Raw genomic sequence first — 21,780 nt, forward strand, 5'->3', positions numbered from 1 at the left:
GGCAATCGCCTGAACGCGACGCTGCACGCGCAGGCAAGCCGCATCGGCGTGATCGACGCGAACGCGCACACGACGCTTATCAACCGCGACGGCGCGCTCACCGTCGCGGACGAAGCGCCGCTCGCCGGCGCCATCGACGCGAACATTCCCCAACTGCGCACGACCGGCGGCCTGCTCGGCGCGAACTATCTGCTCGGCGGTAGACTGTCGCTCCACCTCGTGATCTCCGGAATCGTCGCGAAGCCGAAGGTGTCGGGCATGCTTACCGGCGACAATCTTTCCGTGATGGTCGTCGATCAGGGCGTGCAGTTGAAGGACGGCATTGTCCGCATTGTGGTTTCCGAGAATCTCGTCGATCTACAGCGGGTGGAGTTCCATGGCGGGAGTGGCACACTGCGCGCGACCGGCAAGGTTCGGCTCGATCAGCAGCAGCCCGATCTAACGGCGAGCATCATTGCCGACAAGCTGGAGCTCTTCGCGTCGCCTGACCGCGAGTTGACGCTCTCGGGCAGTGCGACTATCGCCGATGGCGGGCAGCAGGGAGGCATGGCGATCAACGGGAATTTTACTGTTGAACATGCGCTCATCGATCTGCCGGAATCCTCCGCGCCCGAGCTGGGAGACGATGTCATGATCGAGCGCGCCGACGGCACAATAAAGGGCGGCAATCAGCCAATCGCGGCGGCGACCGCGAAGCCTGTCGGACCGTTCACGCCGCGCGCGACTATTGCGATCGACCTCGGCAATCGTTTTCGTTTCAAGGGCGCGGGCGCGGACATGGGGCTTGCGGGCACCATTACCGTTATGAGCGCGCCAAACATGCCACTGCGAGCGGTCGGTAACGTGCGGGTGACGCCGGGCTCCACCTATACGGCGTTCGGGCGTAAGCTCGATATCGAGAAGGGCTTCTTCACTTTCAACGGGCCGGTGGCGGATCCGGGCCTCAATATTCTCGCGATGCGGCGCAATCAAGAAGTCGCAGCGGGCGTTGAGGTGACGGGCACGGTGCAGGCGCCGGTCGTAAATCTCGTCTCCGAGCCGACTGTGCCGGACACGGAGAAGCTTTCATGGCTGTTGTTCGGCCACGGTACTGACCAAGGCAACAACCTCGGCCAGCAAAGCGCAATGACGAGCGCCCTTGCACTGCTCGGCAGCAAGGGCGGGGCGAAGATCGCGCAAACGATAGGGTTGGACCAGCTTACTATCGGATCAAGCGAGGTGGGGCTCACTGATCCACAGGTCGTCCTGGTATCCAAGGCGATAAATGAGCGCCTCGTGCTTGGCTATGAACAGGGCTTGCAGTCGGCGGAGAACGCAATCAAGTTGACGCTGAACCTGACACGGTTCTGGGCTGCCACGATTTTTGGCGGGACGCACCAAGGCGTCGATCTAACATACACACGGCGTTTTGATTCGTGGGCGCGGTTATTTACCTCTTCACCGACTTCGTCGACCGCGGCCGGTGCGGGACCATCGGCCACTCCTGCGCACTTCAAGTGAGGACGCTACGGCTTTGCGCATGTCGCTCATGTTTCTTCGGTCAGCGAAAGGCTATTTCTTGGCAGCGGGCGAAGGCGCTCCGGGGATCGCGTTAGCGCGCGCGGCATTTGCAGCGTTCGCGGCGTTCGCCGCCTTGATTGCGTTCCAGTTGTAGGTCGGGGCAAGGCTGTAGTTCGAGCCGACGCTCGGGTTCTGCGCAGCGGCGTTCGGCGCATTTGTGTAATTATTCGTAGGCGTCAGGGGAGTCACGGGATTCGCCTTCAAGGGTTTCGGCTGTAGCGTTTGATTGATGACAGTGATCTGGCCAAGCTTCTTCACCGCCTGACTCTCCGCGCTAGCTGCCGCCGCAAAGCACAGCGCGGCAGCGCCAATCAGAGCGACAAGCTGGGCGCGATTAGGGTGCTTCTTCACGACGGCCTCCATTACGAGATCCAGGGCGTCAGACCGGCCGCGGCGAGGCCGATTAGCTGTGGGAGCCGCTCCGAGCGGCGCCGACCCCCGACGAAGTTCGCCGCCTCGGTGTTCCAGCGGCCCTCTAATGGCCTGCGGAAACAGCGGTTCAGACCGTCGAGACAATAATACTCCATGCGATGTGCCGCCTTCACCGGCGAGCGCCGGTGCCGTGGCAAGCGCCAAATAAGAAGCGCGGTCGCCTGAGTTGACATAATATCAATTATCGAGCGACCGTTTTGTAGCGGCTATATCCTAATGTCGTGTTCTGGCTATTTACAGATGTCGGGTTTTAACCGGTGGCAAGCTGGTAGCTGATCGTTTCGCGGAGCTCAGCCATGTCACCGAACCCACCTGTGAGCTTGACCATGCGCGAATGGGACAGACTGAAGGTTATCGAGGCGGTCGTCGGGGCGGGTTTGAAGCCCGGCCGCGCCGCTGAGCGTTTGAGCCTGACGGTACGTCAGATTGAGCGGCTGGTGGCGCGCTATCGTGCGCATGGACTGCAAGGCGTAGCGTCGGGCAAGCGTGGCCGACCCGGCAATCGCAAGCTCGACGATGCTTTGGCACAGCGCGCCGTGAGCATTATCCGAGAGCGCTACGCCGACTTCGGCCCGACTTTGGCGCGCGAGAAGCTCGAGGAATGCCACGGCATCCGGCTTGCCAAGGAAACGGTGCGGCATCTGATGACCGAGGCAGGCTTGTGGGTGCCGCGCCGGCAGCGCCCGCCCAAGGTGTATCAGCCGCGCGCGCGGCGGTCGTGCCTGGGCGAGCTGATCCAGATCGACGGCTGCGAGCACCGCTGGTTCGAGGAGCGCGCGCCGCAATGCACGCTGCTGGTGTATGTGGACGATGCGACGAGCCGACTGATGCACCTGCACTTCACGGCGAGCGAGTCCACTTTCAGCTACTTTGAGGCGACGCGCGCGTACATCGAGCAGCACGGCAAGCCAGGCGCGTTCTACAGCGATCGCGCGAGCGTGTTTCGCATCACGCGCGCGAACCGCACTGGCGACAGCACGACGCAGTTCGGCCGGGCGATGTACGAGCTCAACATCGACACGTTCTGCGCCAATTCGAGTTCGGCCAAGGGCCGCGTGGAGCGCGCGCACCTGACCCTGCAGGACCGGCTGGTGAAGGAATTGCGCCTGCGCGGCATCAGCACGGTGACGCAAGCCAACGCCTACGCGCCCTGCTTTATGGCCGACTACAACGCGCGCTTTGCGAAGCCGCCGAGAAGCGCCTTCGACGCGCATCGGCCGTTGCGCGCCGATGAGAGTCTGGAGCGAGCGCTGACGTGGCGCGAAGCGCGGCGCGTCACCAAGACGCTCACCGTGCAGTACGACCGCGTGTTGTATTTGCTGGAGGATACCGACGAGAATCGCGCGCTGATCCACCGTGACATCGAGGTGTGGGAGTATCCGGACGGACGTATGGAACTGCGTGCCGGCGAGCGCGAGCTGGTGTGTCGGCAGTACGACCGGCTCACCGAGGTCGATCAGGGGGCCATCGTCGAGTGCAAGCGACTCGCGCACGTGCTCGAGTTGGCGCAGGCGGTGCAGGCGCAGCGCGATAACCGCAGCATTGGCACCGCGCCCTCACGCGCGCATCGCGGCGCGCCGGTGCGCACGCCGCAACGGGCGGCCGGCACGAAGAAACAGCGCGAACTCACGCAACAGGACCTGGAGGCAACGATGATGGCGTTACACGAACGAAAGCGCAGCGCACAGCCATCTAAAAACCGCTCAGTGGTCAGCAAACGATGAAGTCCATGCACCCGCGCCCCTGCCCGTTCAACCCGCGTGCTTCAACACTGCGTGACTGCCAAACATACGAGCCGATACGACATTTCTATTTAGCCGGCGCTACGACATTTGTATTTGGCCGTGACACGTTCGATATCCACGCGGCCCTTGCCCGGTAAGGCCGACAGCGTTTTTTGTCCGCACTACGTCCCTGATAATACAAATTATCACCATTGAACATGGCGAGAGGGCGCGGATTTGCAGTTCGGGCGGGCAATTTCACAAAGGACGCATCGGCAATTCGGCGGCTCGCCCGCAGACGAACTGCTGCTATGCGGCGGGCGCCCCGGAAGTTCCATAACGGCGGACTCAATCCGCGGTCGGAGGGTACAGCTTTCGGGCGTGAGTAAAGTCCACGACTTCGATACAGCCGTCGGAGACCTGATAGATCGCGATGTAGTTCGGGTGGGAGACGATTTCGTAGGTGCCGGGAACGCGCCCGGGTGTCCCGGAAAACGGAAAATAGGCAACGGGACGGAGGGAATTCTCGACAGCGTCAAACAGCCTGAGCGCCGCTGCCGGGCTGCGCTCGGCGATGTAACGTATGTAGCCGAGGAAAATTTCGCGTGCTTCGTCGGCCCAGACGATCTGTAGCGGAGTCAACGGCGCTGCTTCTCCAACTCCGCTTCAATGATCGCGCGCGCCTCGTCCATCACCTTGTCGTGCGGCACCCTCGGCTTGGCGCTGCTGCGGGCACGTTCGACGCGCTCACGTAGCGCGCGGTCGAAGGTCTCCGCTTCTTCGGCCGTATCGTGCTCGTGGACGTATGGATCAAGTCGAGTTCCCATATAAATCACCAGTGGTTCGTTCCTTGATAATACTCCCGCTCAGGGTTGAATGCGTGCCCGGCGCGCAGCGCGGCGAGCGCCGCTGCATGCGGGAAGTGCGGCGAGGCAGATTTACCCGGGCTGCCTACGTCGGAAGGCAAAAGTGGGCAGGTCGCGACCCCGGCATCAACTCCCGCATCGACACGGGAACGCACGATCTGCCATTGTCTTCTAACAATATCGTTACCGACCCTGCGGTCGCCTGGGGGCGGAAACTCTAAGTCGTTTCGCCGACCATCTTGCTTGCTTCCGTGCACAAGTCGTCGCAATCCTCGAACAGCGGCCGTCGGCGCACGCCGCAGCACAAAAGAATCTGACTTGCGTGCCGTTAATCACCGATAGAGTTGGTGTCCGCAGTCCGTTGACCGCCACCATGCAATCTCATACGGAGAAGAAAAGTCGTGCTGAAGCCGCCAGTCAATGTTTTCGTTATCGGCAAGACCTTGATTCAAGCCAAGGACGCAATGGTGAACTTCGCGATAGAAAAAGCGAAGTCGGAAGGAACGAACGTTGTTGCAGCCGAGCGAAAAGGCGCATCTGCGTTTCTCGAATACGCCAAAAACCAATTTGGCCTATCGAAGACGACTACCGCGCAATACGTGCGAGTCTATGAGCGCTTCGTCGACTCACGATATCGCGCCCAGATGGATGCGCTTTTCAATGTCGGCGAACTCGCGGTTCTCGCCGCCTACTCGGACGACGAACTGACGGAAGTCGTATCTGCGAAGGCAGCAAACCCCAGTCTTACTCGCGACGGAATCAAACAGCTACTGAAGACCCGTCAAGCAGCTTGACGGGGCACTTCGGTACTGACGTCGCGAAAGGCGATCAACCACAAGCGCGTCCGCCGGGCGCCAACTAATGATTTCGCAGTCTGCCCCAAGGGCGAACGTCTTGGCTGACGTCGGGGGGGCGACGATCTAATACTTTCTTATACAGAGGAAAATATGTCGAAACTCGATGAGGCAATTGTTTACGTCGAACTGGAACGCGCTGGAAGTGGCCGCGTTGAAATTTACTCGCGGGAAGCGACGAAGGAAGAGGCGCTGCGAATGTTTGAATCCGCGAGCAATGACAGGCGAGCAATCGAGGACGATCTTGCCTCGCGCGTCGCAGCGGAGGTCAAGGGCGACCTGCTCTGCGCTGGCTACTTCTTCGTCGAGGGCGGCAAAGACGCGCACGAGGATGTGGCGTTCCCGATCGTCCACGCGGTCGCTGCTGTCAGCGAGCATTTCGGCGTCGACGCCGCGACGTTGGACCGCGCGCTTGAACCTGCGAACGTGGCCGCGCTCAGTTCCGCGAGAGACGCGGAACTCGCTTCGTTCCTCAAAGACAATCCGGAAATGCTAGCCGGCGCCGAAGCGTTCCGCGAAAAGCACGGAAACGTGCAGGCTGCGTTGGCGGCGGAACTGGCCCTTGAGTTGGAAGGCGAAGTAAAGCACTAGCACGGTGTCGCCCAGCCCTCTGCCCAAGCCGTTGCTCTCACGCTGAACCGGAAAAAATGCGATGCGCTCGTCGAGGCCCGGGCGACAGGACCCGACGAAGAGGAATATCATCCGGAGTTGATTGAGCAACGGCAGCTAGCAGGAATGAACGAGTACACGGTCACTGATATTGAGAATGCCATTAACTACTGGCGATCGCGGCAGGCGGCGACGGATGACTTCGCTGTTTGCCCAAGAGCGAGGGTACTGGCGGACGTGTATGGATCGATGATCTATCATCAACGAGAGCGCATCGAAGCAAAAAACCTGACGCCAGAACAAAACGAAGCGATAGGCCTTGCACTCGCCCAGAAGGAACTTTCTTGATCCCGTCGAGGAGGCGCAAACATGTCAAACGCCGGTAGCGCCTTGGTGTGGGTCGACGCGGTGGCCGGCGGTGGACGCGTCGAGATCTATTCGCGAGAGGTATCGAAGGCGGAAGCGCTGCGCATGTTTGCGTCAGCCAGGAGCGACACGCGAGCGTTCGAAGAAGACCTCACCGACTGGGTGGCAATTGAGATAGTCGGCGACGTCCTATACGCGGGCTATTTCTGGCCCAAGAGCAAAGGCTTAGACGAGGAAGAACAAGTGTCTTTCGCGCTCGTACATGCTTGCGACGCAATCAGCAAGCATTTCGGCATTGACGCGGGAATCCTCGAATGCGCGTTGCGGCCGGAGAATCTGGCTGAGTTAGCCGCCGCCCGGGATGCAGAGATCGCATCTCTGGTCCATGATGTTCCCGAACTTATGAAGGACGCCGAGGCCGTGCGAGAAAAGCACGCGTCGGTGCAGGCGGCTTTGGCCGAGGAACTCGCGAACGCGATCGCGGCCGGCAAAGTACGTTCGCACTAAGGCGCCGGTGACTCACAATCGGGATTACAGGGCCACCGGCAAGCGGATCGGCCCCTGCATTGGCAGCCTTAGTTGAAAATGCCGGTCTTATGCGACATTCCGATTCGCTCATCGAATGCGGTTTTTCTCCTGGTAGCCTGCTCGCCCACATGACGTTATCCGCGATAAGGTGAGGTTGACATTTTGACCTCGACGTCTGTCATTCCACTGTGCGCGAGAAACATTTCTATGAGGTGCTGAGCGCCAAGGTTGGGATGATCTGGATTGCGCGGACCAACCCAAATTTCGGAAATTGCATCGACGTTGAACTTGTACTCGTAGTATGGAGCGAGGCCGAAACGCGAAGCGCGCCAGCGAAGCGGATCAAGCACGCTTTCTCGAAGTCGTTTGCCCCCGACAGCTCGCTGTAGCGGTAACTCTGGGGGAACATGAAAAAGCCGGTATTCCTTCTCGTGCTCAAAGGCGGCGTCCTTGGTTACAGCATCGAGCCAGATGCAAGTGAGCGCGGCACTAACCAAAGTTTCGTTGTCGACAGATCGTAACTGCATCGCCGCCTGCCCTTGCAGCGCCTCCGCATCGAAAATTCGCAAGATGCGATTAAGCGCGGCTACGATCCTCTGCTGAGCGTCGCTGTCGAAATAGACCACCGGCCCAAGCTTGATGTCGCCCTGGATGGCGCGTGCACGTGACTCGGCAAAGTATTCATCACGAGTCATTTCTCTCAAGCGATCGTCAAGAGCAAGCAGTTTCTCACTATCGAAACCGATCGAGAAGCCTCTTCCCGCGTCGGCATACGCCATCCATTGCACCGCTAGATCCGGCTTGCTCGAGAAGCAGCATGCATAAGACTCATCCTTGAACATATCTATCGTTCGCACAAGGAATTCATGGCTCTCGGTCGACAGCCACTCATTTGTTAGGCTGAGCAGTCGCTTCTCAACTACAGACCCTTCGTTCAAGTCGTTCATTTTGCTTGTGCTGCTGAGCCATAGCATCTTGCTCTGAATGATCTTGATGAATGTTTCGGCGTTGCAGTAGTGGTAGAGGATCGTCATCGAATCTCGCGAGCAAAGGGTGGCCGTCGAAGATTATCACAGCGCATTTCGGACAAGCATCCTGCGATGCGGGGACCGCTACGCCGCATTTCGACTGCGAACAGGGTTCGCTGGTCGATACAATCCCGACCGCAATGCGACCGTTGATTCCTATTGCCGTCGTTCGCGCTTCTAGCGTGAGGACGCAGTCATCGGATGAGATTGCGTTCTTTGTGGGTGGCTTGCTTCGACCCATCTCAGCCCTTCGCCAATCTCGGGGCCGGACGTCTCTTGTTGTGGATGCAGCGGTCCTTCCGTCCCGAGGGATCACTCGCCTAGGACGCTTGGCAGGCGCGAGACCCAAATTCTCGACGGACCGAATGCGTGCTTGCTCAGTCTTCTGCTGGCGCCTGCAGCCCATCCCCGGCTCCGTGCCAGACGCCGCGACAACATAAAAACATACCTGGTCGCGTCCGACGCACGAGCTTGTTTAGCGAGCTCCTTGCTGGAGGCTGCACCGATCAGGGGAAGCAGCGCCGATGGCGCCACCGGTTCCACCTGATGCAAGTTGAAGCCCGCTTGCTCCGAACGCTCCTGGTAAGGACTGGTCAGGACGTTCGCATACCGTACTCCTCGCGCGCATCATATCGATCCGGTATAAAGCCGTTAAACACGTGGCCTCCCACCTTCGCTCCAACGTTGCTCAACCGTGACAGCGTTTCGTCCAACTGTCGCGCCCCGGTACGAGAGGCGCGTGACACTAGCAGTACCACGTCACAATCTTGCATGGCGACCGCCAATGCGTCGCCCACAGGAAGTACCGGCGGGGAATCAATCACGATGAAATCGTACATGCCGCGCAGGGCGGCCAGCATCTCCTGGAATGCTGGGCGGCCGATGAGCTCAGCTGGGTTGGCGGGATAGTGCGCTCCAGCGTCGAGGAGCGAAAGACTGCTTGGGCCCACCGGGACGATGGCATCTTCGAACTGCGCGGCCCCGGCGAGCACTTCCGCAAGACCGGGTCCGGTCCGGACATCTACCAGCGAGCGTAGGCGACCCCGTCGCATGTCGGCATCAATAAGTAAAACGGAGGCACCTGTTTCGGCCAAGAGATACGCAAAGTTGGACGACACGAAACTCTTGCCAACTCCTTGCGTTGGGCCGGTGAACAGGATCACTTTACCGCCAGGGTTATCGGCGTCAATGACGAATCCGGGGTTCGTCGACGTGCGCATCGCACCGGTGGTCGCCGCGACCATGGCTTCGACAGAGGACATGGGAACGGCGCTGAACGTCGGGCTAGGCACGTTCCATCGACTAAGTTGGGCGCGGCCCATCGGCACGCCGTTGAGCATAGCTTGGACGCTGCTGCGTAACGTTCTCAAGGCTTCGATGCTGGGATCGGTCGGATTCGTCATCGCAAGCAAGCTGCGAGGCGCGGCAGTGTGGGACAGGGCCCGTACATCGTGACGCGATTGCGCGGAGGAACGCGCGATCACCGCCAGGCGCGGCAGCTGCGAATAGCTATCTAGCTCGTCCGGGCTGTGAAGTTCACGGCGGTTTGCCTCAAGCAGGTAAATCGCCACAGAGCTCATAAAAAGGCCGCCAAACAGCGAACCGAGCACGACCACCCACGCTCGCGGCCACGACTTCTTCTCGGGGACCACGGCCCAGTCGACAACAGCAATGCCAGGCGGCGTGCTTGCGGCTGCTACCTCGAGCTGCTGCGCGTTGGTGAGCACGCTTGTGTACAGCTGCGTGGCAACCGCGGCATCGCGTGCGAGCTCCACGTATCTACGCTGGGTTGACGGCAAATTCTCTGCCATACGCATCGTCTCCGCGATTTCCCGGTTGACCTGGTCCAACTGGACCTGCGCTGTCTGGAAAGTCGGGCTGTCTGCTTGGTAGCGCTGGCGAGCGGCATTCAAGGCCAGCTCAAGCGTCGTGTGCTGGTCTTGAAGGCGGCTCAGACGAGTGATAAGCGCGGCGTTTTGCTCAGGCATGTCCACTGTGCCTGTCTCCGCGCGAAAAGCGTTGAGCCGACTCTCGGCCTCCGTCAAATCTTCTTTTAGTCCTGGCAGCCTCTTCTTCAAGAAGTCCAAGCTTGTTTGCACCTGCTCTGCGCGACGCTCGATATCGCGTTGCTGATAGATTTTGATGACCGCATTCACCATAGCTTGCGCGCCATACGGCGAATCGTCCTGGTAGCTCAAGTGAATCAGCGATGGGTCATGCAGAGTCGAATCACGTGGCGGAATGGTCGTTCGCAGATGTTTTAGCACCGACTCAAGTGTCGTCTGCTGAGAATACTTGCGAAGTTCGAAGCGCGTTCCCGGCCGTGCGTGTAGCACGTCGATGCGAATTTGGCCCGTCGCAGCGCCATCGGAGGGTGCGACCTTGAAGGTGACCGATTCTTTGAGACGGCCCTGGGCGAGCCGATGGTCGTCGTCATCGTAGAGCGTCCAGCGCCCGCCCTCGCCTGCTACGACGTGAAACTTGTTTCCGTACAGATCTTGCGGCACCGTGAAGACGCCAGCGCGCAAACGCTCGCCACCCCACGCGAAGGACGTGAGTCCCAACGGAGCGGGCGCAAGCTGTTGGTCGCTGGCATGCCGCGACGCGATCCATTGGCCGATAAGCGGGAACTGGTTTTCCGTGCGGACATCAACATCTGCGCCCGTCTGAGCGATCGCTGCTCCCACGACCGACCGGGATGTGAGCACGTCGCTCTCGTCGCCGGCAGAGGCATCCGCCGCCATTGAACCGGACACATCGGAAAGTGCGCTGATCGAGCTGCCTGTTTTGTTGCTTTGTTGGACTCGCAACAACGCCTCCGCGCGGTATTGCGGCGTGGCCGTCAGAGCGTAAATAATACCCGCGACACAGCAAGTCCCGGTGACGGTGGCGATCAGCGCCTTACGACGCACGACGCTGCGCCAAAGCTGGACAAGACCATCGCCGCGCTGTTGTGGAAGACTGAAAGAGTTAGCGTTATAAGAAAACATTTCTTGCCCTCGTTACGCTCGCAAGGTTAGCTCGGTCACCCTTGGCGAGTCTCTAGTAAGCTATCGCGCGTGTTCGGTACCTTTGGTCGCCGAAGTGGGCAACGCAAAAGTAATGAAGACAGGCCCTTGTGTCTCTCTTAATGTCATTTGGCGCTGCTCGATTGACGCGCCATACAGGTCGGTGATTCGGGTATTGCCTGGCAGTGCCGAGAAGTCAACGTCTATAGCGTTACCTTCTCCGTAACACCACATGACAAATCTGCGGGCACGAACGTCGGTGAGCTGCAGCACGACGTAGTGCTGCTTCTCGTTAATTGAGTAGCGCGCCCGGCTGCCCGACGTAAAGCTAAACAGGTGCTTGACGGCTTGATACGCCGGTAAGGGCTTGTTGCTCGCGTCGAGCAAGCCGAAGTTATGCTCCATCTCCTTCGGGTCGTTTCCGTCGTCACGCATGTCATAGTAGGACGTGAGCTTCACCTCGGAGATCCAGTTCATCAGCAGCAGTCTCACCGCATAGCGCGCCTGACGGGCTCGTGCCTCGGGAGAGTGGCCATCGTTGATGTCGCGCACGTACCGGTAGCCAACACTGGGGTACGACAACTCGGTCGCCCAGACGACCGGTCTTTTGACGTATCCCGAGAGGTCGCCGCGCAAGGTGCGATAGTCGTGAAGAACCGTCTCAGGTTCTTCTTGGCGGTAAGGATGCACGCTGACGGCATCCGGTCCCTCGCGCGCCTCACCTACGGGCATGTCAGCGCTCATGTCACCCACGGCATGAATGAACGCTCGGTTGATCTGCTGGACTCCTCCGGTGCCGATACTCACTTGCGGATTGGCCGACTTCGCGGATCTGACGGCCGTCTCTAGGAGCGCCCGATAAGCAGTCGGGGAAGGTGGCGCGAGCCAATACTTCGCATCGTCCTCTTCGTTCCAAACCTCGAAGCGAACCGGTGCATTGCGATATCGATGCACGGCCTGATAGACATAGGACTGGAACGCGACAAGCTGCCCGGGCGACGTCGGTGGCTGATCCGGGCTGTACATGCGATGCTTGTAGCCGAGAATGAAGAGCGCACCGAGACGTCGTGCAGACAAGTTATTGACGAGCCCGTCGAAGCCGTCGAAATGCCAGCCGTCCGGCGCTCGAACGGCTTCCCAGAACAGGTCCGTACGCACGAAGGAGAAGCCTGCATCCTTGACGGCATCAAGAAGCTTCGCATCATCGATCTGGTGTATTGCAACACCAGTGTTTGCGCGGGCCGACTCGAAACCCGGCAAAGCGACGTAACTCGATGGCGCAGGTTGTACGGTCTGCCCGGTCTCACCGAACGTGATCAGGGCAGCGGCAAACAGCGCATTTGACAAACAGGCGAGCGAGATTCCGGCGACGGCTCGCCGCAGCACAAATAGCGTGAGGGTCACTTAACGTACCCTCCGTCTGCGGCGCGCGCAGGATCGAAGGGATTCATGTCTCTCGGTCGTTCGCGCCACGGAAGCGCAGAAGCGCTGGACATCGATGGCCAGACCAGCGCGCGGTCGCCCATTTGCCGTTGCCGCAATAGCCCAACCGAAAGGCCGAGGAAAAGCAGGCAACCAATAGATTCGAAGACGTCCGTGCTTGCGCCGGCGAAGAGGATGTAGAGCAAGATCGCCCATGCCGCGCGGTCATTGGATCGAGTCGTAAGCAGCAGCCGGACCATATAGGCAAGCAGCACTGACGCGCCGAGTATCCCGACGTTAGCCACGACGTAGAGCACAAGGTTATCGGCGTACGAGACGTTGAAGCCAAACGGGCTCTCGTAGTATGTGCCGGCCGAGCCGAACCCGCCGGGTCCGAGTCCCAGCCAGACATAGCCGCCTTTCACAATCGATTCGATTAGCAAGGGCCATGTGTTGATCATTCGGTCTTGGAACGAGGACAACGTAAGGAAACCGCGATCCGGAAGGTTAGAAGCAGCGACAACCAAGAATGATGCGAGGGGAAGGAGCGTCGCAACCGCGACCGCCGCCAAACAAGTGCGTCGGTAGCCATGCGTTGACGAGAACATGCAGCGCGCTACCACCACGACAGCAAGGGCGACCGGTGCGGTTTTGTTGGTTGTGGCGTAGATCGCCGCTCCCGCACCGACAATTAGGAGGACGCCGAGCAGCTTGGACCGGACGTTCATGAACACCCAGGCGGTCAGCAGACCTGCCATCAGCGCGACCGTCGCACTGTCGCGTCCGAACCCTGTGAGGCGCGGGGAGGCAACCCCTACATACGAGGCCGAGGCCATCTTGACGGCGTGGCCGCCGACCGACACTTTCTCACCAACCCACGGCAACGTCGTCACGCCGCTCAGGAAAATTCCAACGCAGCACAACACTGTAAGTGCGACGAACGCGGTGAACACCGGGCGAGTTCTTATCGCAGCAAGGGCATCAGGCGGAGCAGTCAGCGCGAAGAACATTGGCGCGAGCGTCCAGAGCCAGAACAGAATCGAGGCCGACTGCACGCCGTTTGAGAGAGCAACAAACGCCTCGGTTAGTGCGTACAGACCAATCAGCACCAACGTCGGCCGTGGTCGCTTGAGCAGCGCGTACATGACCCAGCCGATGCAGAGAACTTTCGGGAGATACGCGATAGACGCCACGCCGGCCAACGATGCGTAGTAGCGCACGGCCCCCGCCAAAACATCACTGGCTACTGTGATCAAAAAAATGGTTGCCCATGCTCTGCTCTCAATAGAGGTTGCTTTCACTGTACCGCCTCTCGTAATGGTAGTGCTGCGGCAGAAGCCCAGAAAATCAATTCTCCTGAACAATTCGTGCGCGTCTCTTATGCAACCGTTTGCGGGAAGGCAGGATACTCAGCGATTACTTAATGCAATGTGCGCAAACCCACACGCGGGGAATGCAGTCTCCTCACGCTCACTGAGCGCGTCGAGCGCGTGCGCAATTTGGCCTGAACGCCATGACCAACCGGCAACATTTTCCGGGGCCAAGTCATTCCTGCGCGGCACAGGTCCGGCGCTGCGGAAATTTATTCGTGCGCGACAAAAAACCTTAATGGACAGGCAAATGTTTCTGCATTGTTTCAAATTCTTACAATGCATTACCGACATCGACGCGCTGCGCACCCGTGGGACCGGTAAACTGCATTTATCAGTTGAAAGCGGGATTTCGACGGCGGAACGACCGCTGGTCGTGCGGTAATCGACTGACCTAGCGCCGGCATCGCTGCCAGCGCCGTTATCCGAGTCCGACCGGACACGCCAGCCCTCGAAGAGACAAGCCATGAAAAACAACGCGTATATCAAACTTGGTATCTGCTTAGTATCCCTAATTGTTAGTGCATGTGGTGGCGGTAGTGATGGCACGCCGTCTAGCGTCAACAACGCAGCAGTGGATCCCGTATCCGTCGTCAACATTGCCACGAACCCGGCCTCCGTTAGCGGAACTTCTATCCCCCCCGCCGCTTCCATCACAGACTCCTCGGGCGCCATCTGGACGGTAAAAAGCGGGGTGATCTACCGCGCCAATTTGAAGGCGGGGTTTTCGCAAGACGTGATCTTGCTATTGTGGTACGCAGGCAAGATCTATCAGGAAAATGTGAAGAAGGGCTGGTGGGTTTGGCAGAACAACAACTGGGTCGCCTCGGCTGATCCGCGTCCGACGACGACCGCGTCCAGCAGCACGTCGACGTCTTTGACTGCGACAGGGACCGGAATCAACGGGATGCCGTTTTTCGGCGTCAACGAACATTACGCTTACGGCGGTGTCTATCAGTCCATTCCGCTCAGCACTCAGGCCTCGACGATGGCTGACCTCGGAACGACTGGCGTGCGCCAGGACGTTCACGGTTACGACCAAATCGACGCGCTCGCGAATACCGTTATTCCGGGACTTGGCTCGAAGGTGACGGTGATGCCGCTAATCAACGCTTACCCTTGGGATGACCCTACGCTCAATGGCAGGACGCCAACCGAGGCGAGTGCTTACACGTATGCCTACAACATGGCCGCCTATGCCGCCACGAAGCTCAAAGGCGTCCCGGTAGTTGAGTTCGGCAACGAGTACGATCTCGATAGCCACAACGCCCGAATCGCCAACGATGGGGTGAATGTTTCCGACTACGACAATACGTACTGGCCCGTTTGGCGCGGCGCATTGCGTGGCTCATACGACGGTTGGCGCTCGGTGGACACGACTGGTCAAACGAAGGTTATTGCGACCGCGTCCGCAGGCTTTCTGTATCTGGGCTGGTACAAGGGGATGCTGACGGGCGTGCAACCCGATGGTTCATCGGGCCATCCGAAGGTGAAGACCGATATCATCCAGCTGCACTGGTATTCGGACGGTCTTGACCCGGAAAACACGTGGGGCAAGGACGGCACCAACTACAACGTTCTCAAGATCCTCCACGACGCGTACAACCTGCCGATCATGTTCACCGAGATCGGGGTGAACTACGACTACTCGGTCGCACAAGCGCAGGCATACATCGCGAAGACCATTCCGGAGCTGTACGCGGCCAAGAGCACGTACAACGTCGTAGGCTTCCAGTGGTATGAGCTGTACGACGACCCGACCGGCACCTATGGCATTTTGACGAACAGCGGCGCCAAGAAAGCGATCTACTCGAGTATGAAGGCTGCTGTTGCGGCATCGCACTGAGGGGCGCAGTGTCTGCAGCTTCCCGCCGGGATGCCCCGGTTGAGCTTTGCCTGGCGGGAGGTTGCCCTCTTCCCTTTCGCTGTTCCGAGCGGCTTATAGCATCTCAGCGGTGAATGGCGTTGCGACGTCACCGCGCTTCACCGTTGAGTACCTGCTTCGAGCGTACTCCAACGTACATCCGCGCACCACTGCAGCCGGCGCACCGTCCGAAATCAACGCTTAGTGGATGCGGTGATTGAGTTGTTCCAGCCGACTTCATGGGGACAGCAGTTCGGCTATGTCCGACGCTCGTCGCTCATCGCGTGTGCGGCTCTGGCTCGCCAGTTCCCCGTCGGTCACGCACGATCAGACCGAACGATGACATGGCCGACCGCATCGTCTGCTCATTCATGGACCGCGTGGAACAGATCGGCTCGCCGCTGGGATCGCGCGTCGCGCAATCGCTTCGTCGCGGGCTTCACCGGTTCGCCGAAGGCGGACTTGGTGGACGTGCGCGTGACGCGCGCGGATGCGACGGGCGTAAGTATGGAGCTGCCTGGCGGCGATACTCCGCCCCTGCACGCTGCCTTCCATAGCGGGATCGGTGAAAAGGCGGGCGAAACGCTCACGCTCGGCACTCGGCCGGAGCATTGAATTCAGTCCTGCGGCGGCGACGTCGATAGCGGCCTCGCCAGCCAAGTCATGGTAATCGATTATTCTGGCGGCGAAAGGCTGCTGCATATGCGTCTCGCCAGCCATTTCGTGATACAGGTCAAAGGCTCCCGCGTGTCTACTGCGCTTGAAGGACAATGACTCAACGCGGACTTCCGCATTCGGCATGTTCATCTGTTCCGCAAGGACGGCAGCGCGCTCGAACGCATTAGGCTGGTCAAGAAAACCGCTGCCGTTTGATCAAGGTTTGGCGGGAACTGCCGTATACAAAGACAAGCCGGTATCGCGCCTCGAACCGTTTAGAGCCGTTGTCAATCCGTTCTCCGTCCCCATGTCCTACAGCTTCCGTTCGCAGGTGGCGCATTTTGCTTCGCTCGCGTTGGCGATCAGCCCGGCGCCGCCGACATTCGCGCATTCCGGCCGCGCGGCATTGCCCGTGTCGCTCGTCATTCGCGACATCTGCACGATGGAGACGTCCGCGCCCCGCCCGAGCGTGTCGTGCGCGGGCGGGGGCCCTTACCGGATTCTTTCGGGCGAGTTCTTCGCCACCCTCAAGGCCGTACGGCTAACCGCGAGCGCGGACCGCAACGCGTCCATCGTCGAAGTTGCCTTCTAGTCGACGCGGGAATCGAGCCATTTTCATCACCCTTTCACGGTCGTCCTGCACGCGCATGCGTCACCGCCCAGGGGCATGACAAGCGCAGCATCGATCCGCGGACGACGTACACTTGCACTATTACGCGACCCATACCTCGGATTATGCTCATGCCGAAGCTACGACGAGCCGCGCCTCGGCACGGCTGGAATGTCATCGTCTGCACGGGGCTGCTCTTTTTGCCGATGCTCGGCGCAAGCGCCGCCGCGTTGCAGGTGTCGCCGATCCGCGTCGATTTGGCCGCCGATCAGCCCGCAACAGTCCTGACGCTGCGTAACGAAGGCAAGGTGCCACTCGATGCCCAAGTGCGCGTGTTCGCCTGGACGCAATCGCTCGACGAAGATCGGCTTGAGAGCACCGCCGCCATCGTCGCCAGTCCGCCTATCGTGCGGATTGCACCGAACGCGGATCAGACCGTCCGCGTGCTGCGCGTGACGAGCGCGCCGCTCGCCCATGAGGAAACGTATCGCCTGCTCATCGACGAGATACCAGACGGTCAGACGCAACGCGACGGCGTGCACATGCAATTGCGCTATTCGGTCCCTGTCTTCGCCGGCGCGACGGAGGCGCACGCCGATGCCCTCACCTTCGCGCTTGAACGCGTCGATGCGGTAGGTTCCGCGCCGACACTGATGCTGCGCGCATCAAACGGATCGGATGGTCATGCGCAACTGAGCCGGGTGCAGTTAGACTGGTCTAACGGGGATTCGACCTTGATCTCCGATGGTCTGCTCGGTTATGCGCTCCCACGGGCAGTGCGCCGCTGGCCCGTCACCGATGTTCCTTCGGGCATCACCACCGCGACCTTGCACGCGTTCGTCAACGGCGTGCCGGTCACGATGCTGCTGTCCGTCGTACCGGCGCACGCCATGACCACCGCATCGCCTGGGCATTGATACTGCATAGACTTTTCCCGTTCCGATATCCAAAAGGGCCTCGGAAACATCTCCGGCCTCGAAATCTTCGATTTCGACGGCTAGCTCGCTGACCCTGTCGCCGCTTTGAATGTGGTTGGCGAACGGGCGCTGTTGCGTCAAGTAGGCCTAGCTTGGCCTGCTTTACGGCCGACTATCACCGTCTGCAGCTTTGCGATGTTCCATCGCTATTGGAACAGGTTCCGATTCGTGGTGTCTTGTACCGTCTCGCGCTCGCCTGAACGCTCTGGAACGGGTAGCAAGAGACGTGGCCCAAAAAAGGACCGCGTAATAAGTGGCTCGCCCGGCGATTCAACCAGCGATAATGCAGGCAATGAACCGAAGGATAGACGAAACGCCTTTGATACTGACTGCGCTTTGGGTTCGGTTTTAGTTACCGGCAACGAAGCTACATAGGCTCCTCCATGAACGCATTAGCTAGTATGTGATCGTTGCAATGACAGTGTCGATATAGGTTCCCGCTGGCTGGCTCGACTGCGGCAGGACGCGCCCGTAGACAGGAACATTTTGTGCCGATCCCGTGCCGACGCCTGCATACGATGAAGTGCCGGATGTTCCATCGCCCCACGGCGTGATAAATCCGGGGTCCTGATAGAGCTGATACCGGACTTGGTCACTCGCGCCGTTGCGTGTCATCACTCGATTCACCACTGTCGCATTCGCTCCGGTTCCAGCCGACAACGTGATGGAGTAGGGCGCGCCGTTGGTGCACGCCACCCTAAGCGCTCCATTCGCCGTGAGGGTCGACGTCAGGAGGCCCGCGATGCCAAAGTCAATGTTGGATGCACTGATTATGCAATCGTTAATGACGCTTGCCTGGACAGTGAAGCTTACCGCAGTAGGGTTAGCGCTTAAAGACGTGCAAGAGGGTGGATTGCTTAGCAGATAGGCTTGATAGGTCACCTGCGCTTGCGCGCTACCTGAGAAGGTGGAAAGATAGCTGCCTTCGACAAGACTACTTTGACCGGCGAGAACGCGTCCGTATAAGGTCACGTTGGTTGTGTAGGTCGTGAGCGCCGTGAGCGGTATGTCGATACTGACTGGCGCATACGCGGATGAACGCATGCCCGCGATGCTGGTGCCCGCCGAATCCGAAAAAAGGTTGTATTGCATCGCGCTTGCGCCGCCGGAGAGCAGGCGCGGTGCGTATGACGTTCCCCCACTACCAGTACCAATATGCACGCAGATACGCATCGGCAAGTTGACGAGCCCCGTACATGTCACCCCAACACTACCCGTCGCCATGGCGGCTGACGTCGTGGCGGGCGCGATTGATCCGAAGTTGATGTTGGAGATGGTGACATTGCACGCCTGCGCCTGTGCAGGTGTGGTGCCCAGCATCAGCCAAGCGAGAAGCAGGATGAGTGCGAAACGCAAAGCGATTTTTCCAGTCAAATAACCGCATACTAGCGCACTCGTCTCGCGGGCCGAGTGGAAGTAGCACGGGTCGCAGCATACTGCGGATCAACGTGTCATCCGCTTGCACACGAATGGCCCGAGTGTGTCGAGCGCGTGCTCGGTCGAAGGCGCATAGGTCACGTCAAGTTCGCATGTGCGGTCGCCATCGACGGTGCTCCATTGCGCGAGCAGATGGTTCTGCGGCTGGAGATCGTCGATGAACGTCAGGCCGTCGTAGCCGACGATGTATTGCTTTCCCGTCTCGCTGACGGTCGCTCGTGCGCCGGGCACGAGCGGCTGGCCGCGCTCATCGATCAGCTTCAGTTGCGCGCCGGTGAAGCTCTCGATGCGGAACTTCGCGAGCACGCCGGCGCGCGCTTGCGGCGATACGTTCAGGCTCGTCGAACTGATCGATGTCGTCGCGGGCAAGCGCATCGGATCGATCGATAGATGGTTCGAATCGTAGGCGAGCAGGTTGGGCACCAGCAGATGCCCCGCGCTGTTGGTTGTGCCGATCAGCCTATTCTCGTGCAGCACCGGCACGTTCGGCACGCCGTTCGTGTCCACGACCGCGAAGGCTTCGTCGATACGCCGTCCGGCCAGCACGTCGCCCGCCATCAGCACGATCGAACCGGAGCCGTCGAGTTCCGTCGAGGCATGGCCGCGGTTCTCGTAGACGGAGCCGATCACATCTCCATAACGGCTGCGATAGTTCGCCTGCGCAAGGCCCACGGCGTTACTGTCCTGCGTGCCGCCCTGAACCTGCCAGCCCAGGCCGCCGTCGAAGTTGGACGTGCGTGAGAGCGACGCGTTGAGCATCGGCGAATGCTGGTCGAACCCGCCGGACACGCTGGCGTTCATGGTGCCGCCAATGGGCATCGACAGCGCGACGAACAATCCCAATTTATGCGTCGAGCCAAAGTCGTGATAAAGACTCGCGGATGCCGCCACGCGTCCTGCGATAGTCGATGACAACGCCAGCGAGCCAATGCGCGAGCGTCCCGAATAAGGATCGTCCACACCAACGTAAGTGGCGCTCACCGAGCAGGGCACGCCCGCGGCGCGAAACGGCATGGCGATGGTTGCGCGTTCGCTCGACTTGGAAACGGGCGTGCCTTCGCTTGAGGCGAGATCGCCGAAGCGCGAACTGGCGCGCTGCGCCTGTAAGTCGATGGATAACGAGGGCGCGCGATATTGCCAGCCGATGTCCATCTGCGCGCCGGTGCCTGAGGTCGTGCTTTGCGTCGACGTGGGCGCGGGCGTCGCGACGCGGCCCGTGCTGGCCGCCGCTGATACGTTCACCACGCCCGCCGCGCCCGCGCGGATCAGACCGCCGAGGCCGAGGTTGATGAGACCGCGCGTGGCTTCGATGTGCGCTTCGAGCGTGAGCATTGGCACGATGCCGCGCCGCAGCGATCCCGACAGCGACGGCTCGCCATAGCCAAGCGAATCCGCGCCGTAGCTGCGTCGAATGAAGCCGGCTTCGAGCGAGAAATCGGTGAGGCCCGGCGCGAGCAGGCGCGAATCTATGTAGAGCGGCACCGTCGTCATCACATTGCGGCCGAGCGCGTCGCGCGTGACGATGGTGGCCTCGCCCGCGCCCGTCACGGCGGGAACGGCGTTGATGACGAACGGGCCGGACGGCGCGCTGCCGCTGTACTGCCGCACGTTGTTCACATAAAGATCGACGGCGGTCGGGACGGCGGCCGAGCCGTTGAGCGACGGCACCGGGTAGGTCACCAGATCCGGGCGCAACGCGAAATCGCGCGAGATTTGCACGCCGCCGAGGCGCACGGCGCGCGTCCATGAAAGCGACGAGCTGATGGTGTCGCCCACGCGCGTCGTCACGAGCGTCGTGGGATCGGAATGACGCCAGGACGTGTCGAGCCGCGTGTAGCCGGTGCTGCTGCCGTAGCGGTAAGCCGTGCCCGTGTTGCTGATCGTGCCGCCCGAATGAAAGAAGCGCTCTTCACTGAACAGCGCGTAGCGCGCGCCATCTTGCGGCTGCACCGTGAATTCGTAATTGATGAGCGCGCCGGTGCCCGTCGCGGTCAGCGGACGGCGCAAGGTTTGATCGCCGAGCATCGAGGGCACGCGCTGTGCATCAGAGACGTGGAGTTCGAGACGCTGCGCGTCCGGGTGATAGTCGTAGGTCAGCCCGGCGATCGCGTTAAGGGCGACGCGGCCTCGCGCATCGACGGGCGCACGACCCGCGAGTATGCCCACTTCCGCCAGTTCAGCGGGACGCGCGTAGATCGCGCTACCGGACATGAAGAACTGGGCGATCTGTTCGGTCGAGATGCCGTTGACGATGACTTCGAGATATAGCACGCCGTCGGCCCTGGCATCGGCGGCGCTGGCTGCGCTGAGGGCGGAAGGCGTAGGCGCGGCCCATGCGGCGTGAACGGCGAACGCAAGCGTCGCGCTGGCGGCAAGCGCAGGCAAGCGCGCAGGCCAACGATTGCGCGATCGCGCATGCGTCGGCCGCCGGCCCGGTTCTGGGCCGTCGCTATGCATCGCCCGCTTCA

General features: G+C 60.4%; 19 protein-coding genes. 9 read left to right on the forward strand and 10 right to left on the reverse strand.

Going from position 1 to position 21,780, the window contains the following annotated elements; genetic code table 11:
• On the forward strand, positions 1–1,500 hold a 1,500-nt coding region (locus NCR35_RS27090; protein ID WP_250537005.1), incomplete at its 5' end, for a translocation/assembly module TamB domain-containing protein.
• 51 nt (positions 1,501–1,551) lie between these two features.
• Here the strand turns inward: NCR35_RS27090 and NCR35_RS27095 are convergent.
• A complete protein-coding gene (locus NCR35_RS27095; protein ID WP_250537006.1) occupies positions 1,552–1,923 on the reverse strand; it encodes a hypothetical protein in 372 nt (123 codons plus the stop codon).
• Positions 1,924–2,288: 365 nt separating this feature from the next.
• On the opposite strand from NCR35_RS27095, the gene NCR35_RS27100 reads away from it, so the two are divergent.
• Complete coding sequence (locus NCR35_RS27100) at positions 2,289–3,716, forward strand: ISNCY family transposase (protein WP_502801731.1); 1,428 nt, start codon at positions 2,289–2,291, stop codon at positions 3,714–3,716.
• A 348-nt stretch (positions 3,717–4,064) separates the two neighbouring features.
• Here NCR35_RS27100 and NCR35_RS27105 read toward each other — a convergent pair whose 3' ends face one another.
• Both NCR35_RS27105 and relB read right to left on the reverse strand, forming a co-directional pair.
• Positions 4,065–4,358, reverse strand: a complete 294-nt coding sequence (locus tag NCR35_RS27105; protein ID WP_236572440.1) for a type II toxin-antitoxin system RelE/ParE family toxin — start codon at positions 4,356–4,358, stop codon at positions 4,065–4,067.
• The gene (relB, locus tag NCR35_RS27110; protein ID WP_250537008.1) at positions 4,355–4,543 is read right to left on the reverse strand and encodes a type II toxin-antitoxin system RelB family antitoxin; all 189 of its coding nucleotides are present in this window, start codon (positions 4,541–4,543) and stop codon (positions 4,355–4,357) included. Before relB ends, NCR35_RS27105 begins: the two co-directional genes overlap by 4 nt.
• 440 nt (positions 4,544–4,983) lie before the next feature.
• On the opposite strand from relB, the gene NCR35_RS27115 reads away from it, so the two are divergent.
• The 4 genes from NCR35_RS27115 (at position 4,984) to NCR35_RS27130 (ending at position 6,918) form a co-directional block, all read left to right on the forward strand.
• On the forward strand, positions 4,984–5,376 hold the full coding sequence (locus tag NCR35_RS27115; protein WP_250537009.1) for a hypothetical protein: 393 nt from the start codon (positions 4,984–4,986) through the stop codon (positions 5,374–5,376).
• 153 nt (positions 5,377–5,529) lie between these two features.
• Complete coding sequence (locus NCR35_RS27120; protein WP_250537010.1) at positions 5,530–6,027, forward strand: hypothetical protein; 498 nt, start codon at positions 5,530–5,532, stop codon at positions 6,025–6,027.
• Between the two features lie 144 nt (positions 6,028–6,171).
• Positions 6,172–6,393: a DUF3717 domain-containing protein gene (locus NCR35_RS27125; RefSeq protein ID WP_250537011.1), complete on the forward strand. Its 222-nt coding sequence runs from the start codon at positions 6,172–6,174 to the stop codon at positions 6,391–6,393.
• Between the two features lie 21 nt (positions 6,394–6,414).
• Entirely contained in the window at positions 6,415–6,918 is a 504-nt protein-coding gene (locus NCR35_RS27130) for a hypothetical protein (protein WP_250537012.1), read from the forward strand.
• A 155-nt stretch (positions 6,919–7,073) separates the two neighbouring features.
• Here NCR35_RS27130 and NCR35_RS27135 read toward each other — a convergent pair whose 3' ends face one another.
• The 4 genes from NCR35_RS27135 to NCR35_RS27150 all read right to left on the reverse strand — a co-directional run bounded on the left by NCR35_RS27135 (position 7,074) and on the right by NCR35_RS27150 (position 13,698).
• Positions 7,074–7,973: a DUF2971 domain-containing protein gene (locus NCR35_RS27135; protein WP_250537013.1), complete on the reverse strand. Its 900-nt coding sequence runs from the start codon at positions 7,971–7,973 to the stop codon at positions 7,074–7,076.
• Positions 7,974–8,560: 587 nt separating this feature from the next.
• Positions 8,561–10,957 (reverse strand): polysaccharide biosynthesis tyrosine autokinase, encoded by a 2,397-nt coding sequence (locus NCR35_RS27140; protein WP_250537014.1) that lies wholly within the window; start codon positions 10,955–10,957, stop codon positions 8,561–8,563.
• Positions 10,958–11,017: 60 nt separating this feature from the next.
• Complete coding sequence (locus tag NCR35_RS27145; protein ID WP_250537015.1) at positions 11,018–12,379, reverse strand: glycosyl hydrolase family 5; 1,362 nt, start codon at positions 12,377–12,379, stop codon at positions 11,018–11,020.
• A complete protein-coding gene (locus NCR35_RS27150; RefSeq protein WP_250537016.1) occupies positions 12,376–13,698 on the reverse strand; it encodes an O-antigen ligase family protein in 1,323 nt (440 codons plus the stop codon). The genes NCR35_RS27145 and NCR35_RS27150 overlap by 4 nt, the downstream gene beginning before the upstream one ends.
• A 535-nt stretch (positions 13,699–14,233) precedes the next feature.
• Here NCR35_RS27150 and NCR35_RS27155 point away from each other — a divergent pair.
• Entirely contained in the window at positions 14,234–15,613 is a 1,380-nt protein-coding gene (locus tag NCR35_RS27155; protein ID WP_250537017.1) for a beta-glucosidase, read from the forward strand.
• Positions 15,614–16,000: 387 nt separating this feature from the next.
• Here NCR35_RS27155 and NCR35_RS27160 read toward each other — a convergent pair whose 3' ends face one another.
• The gene (locus NCR35_RS27160; protein WP_250537018.1) at positions 16,001–16,438 is read right to left on the reverse strand and encodes a hypothetical protein; all 438 of its coding nucleotides are present in this window, start codon (positions 16,436–16,438) and stop codon (positions 16,001–16,003) included.
• Between NCR35_RS27160 and NCR35_RS27165 the strand changes: the two genes are divergently transcribed.
• Together NCR35_RS27165 and NCR35_RS27170 are read left to right on the forward strand one after the other, a co-directional pair.
• Positions 16,431–16,880, forward strand: coding sequence for a hypothetical protein (locus tag NCR35_RS27165; RefSeq protein ID WP_250537019.1), 450 nt, complete (start codon positions 16,431–16,433; stop codon positions 16,878–16,880). The two genes, NCR35_RS27160 and NCR35_RS27165, sit on opposite strands and share 8 nt — an antisense overlap.
• Before the next feature lie 149 nt (positions 16,881–17,029).
• Positions 17,030–17,815 (forward strand): fimbrial biogenesis chaperone, encoded by a 786-nt coding sequence (locus tag NCR35_RS27170; RefSeq protein ID WP_250537020.1) that lies wholly within the window; start codon positions 17,030–17,032, stop codon positions 17,813–17,815.
• 456 nt (positions 17,816–18,271) lie between these two features.
• Here the strand turns inward: NCR35_RS27170 and NCR35_RS27175 are convergent, their stop codons facing one another.
• Together NCR35_RS27175 and NCR35_RS27180 are read right to left on the reverse strand one after the other, a co-directional pair.
• Positions 18,272–19,231, reverse strand: a complete 960-nt coding sequence (locus tag NCR35_RS27175; RefSeq protein ID WP_250537021.1) for a Csu type fimbrial protein — start codon at positions 19,229–19,231, stop codon at positions 18,272–18,274.
• Between the two features lie 87 nt (positions 19,232–19,318).
• On the reverse strand, positions 19,319–21,697 hold the full coding sequence (locus NCR35_RS27180) for a fimbria/pilus outer membrane usher protein (protein WP_250537022.1): 2,379 nt from the start codon (positions 21,695–21,697) through the stop codon (positions 19,319–19,321).
• Positions 21,698–21,780 lie beyond the last annotated feature (83 nt).

It is taken from the genome of Caballeronia sp. AZ10_KS36 (assembly GCF_023631105.1).
Taxonomy (GTDB): Bacteria; Pseudomonadota; Gammaproteobacteria; order Burkholderiales; family Burkholderiaceae; genus Caballeronia.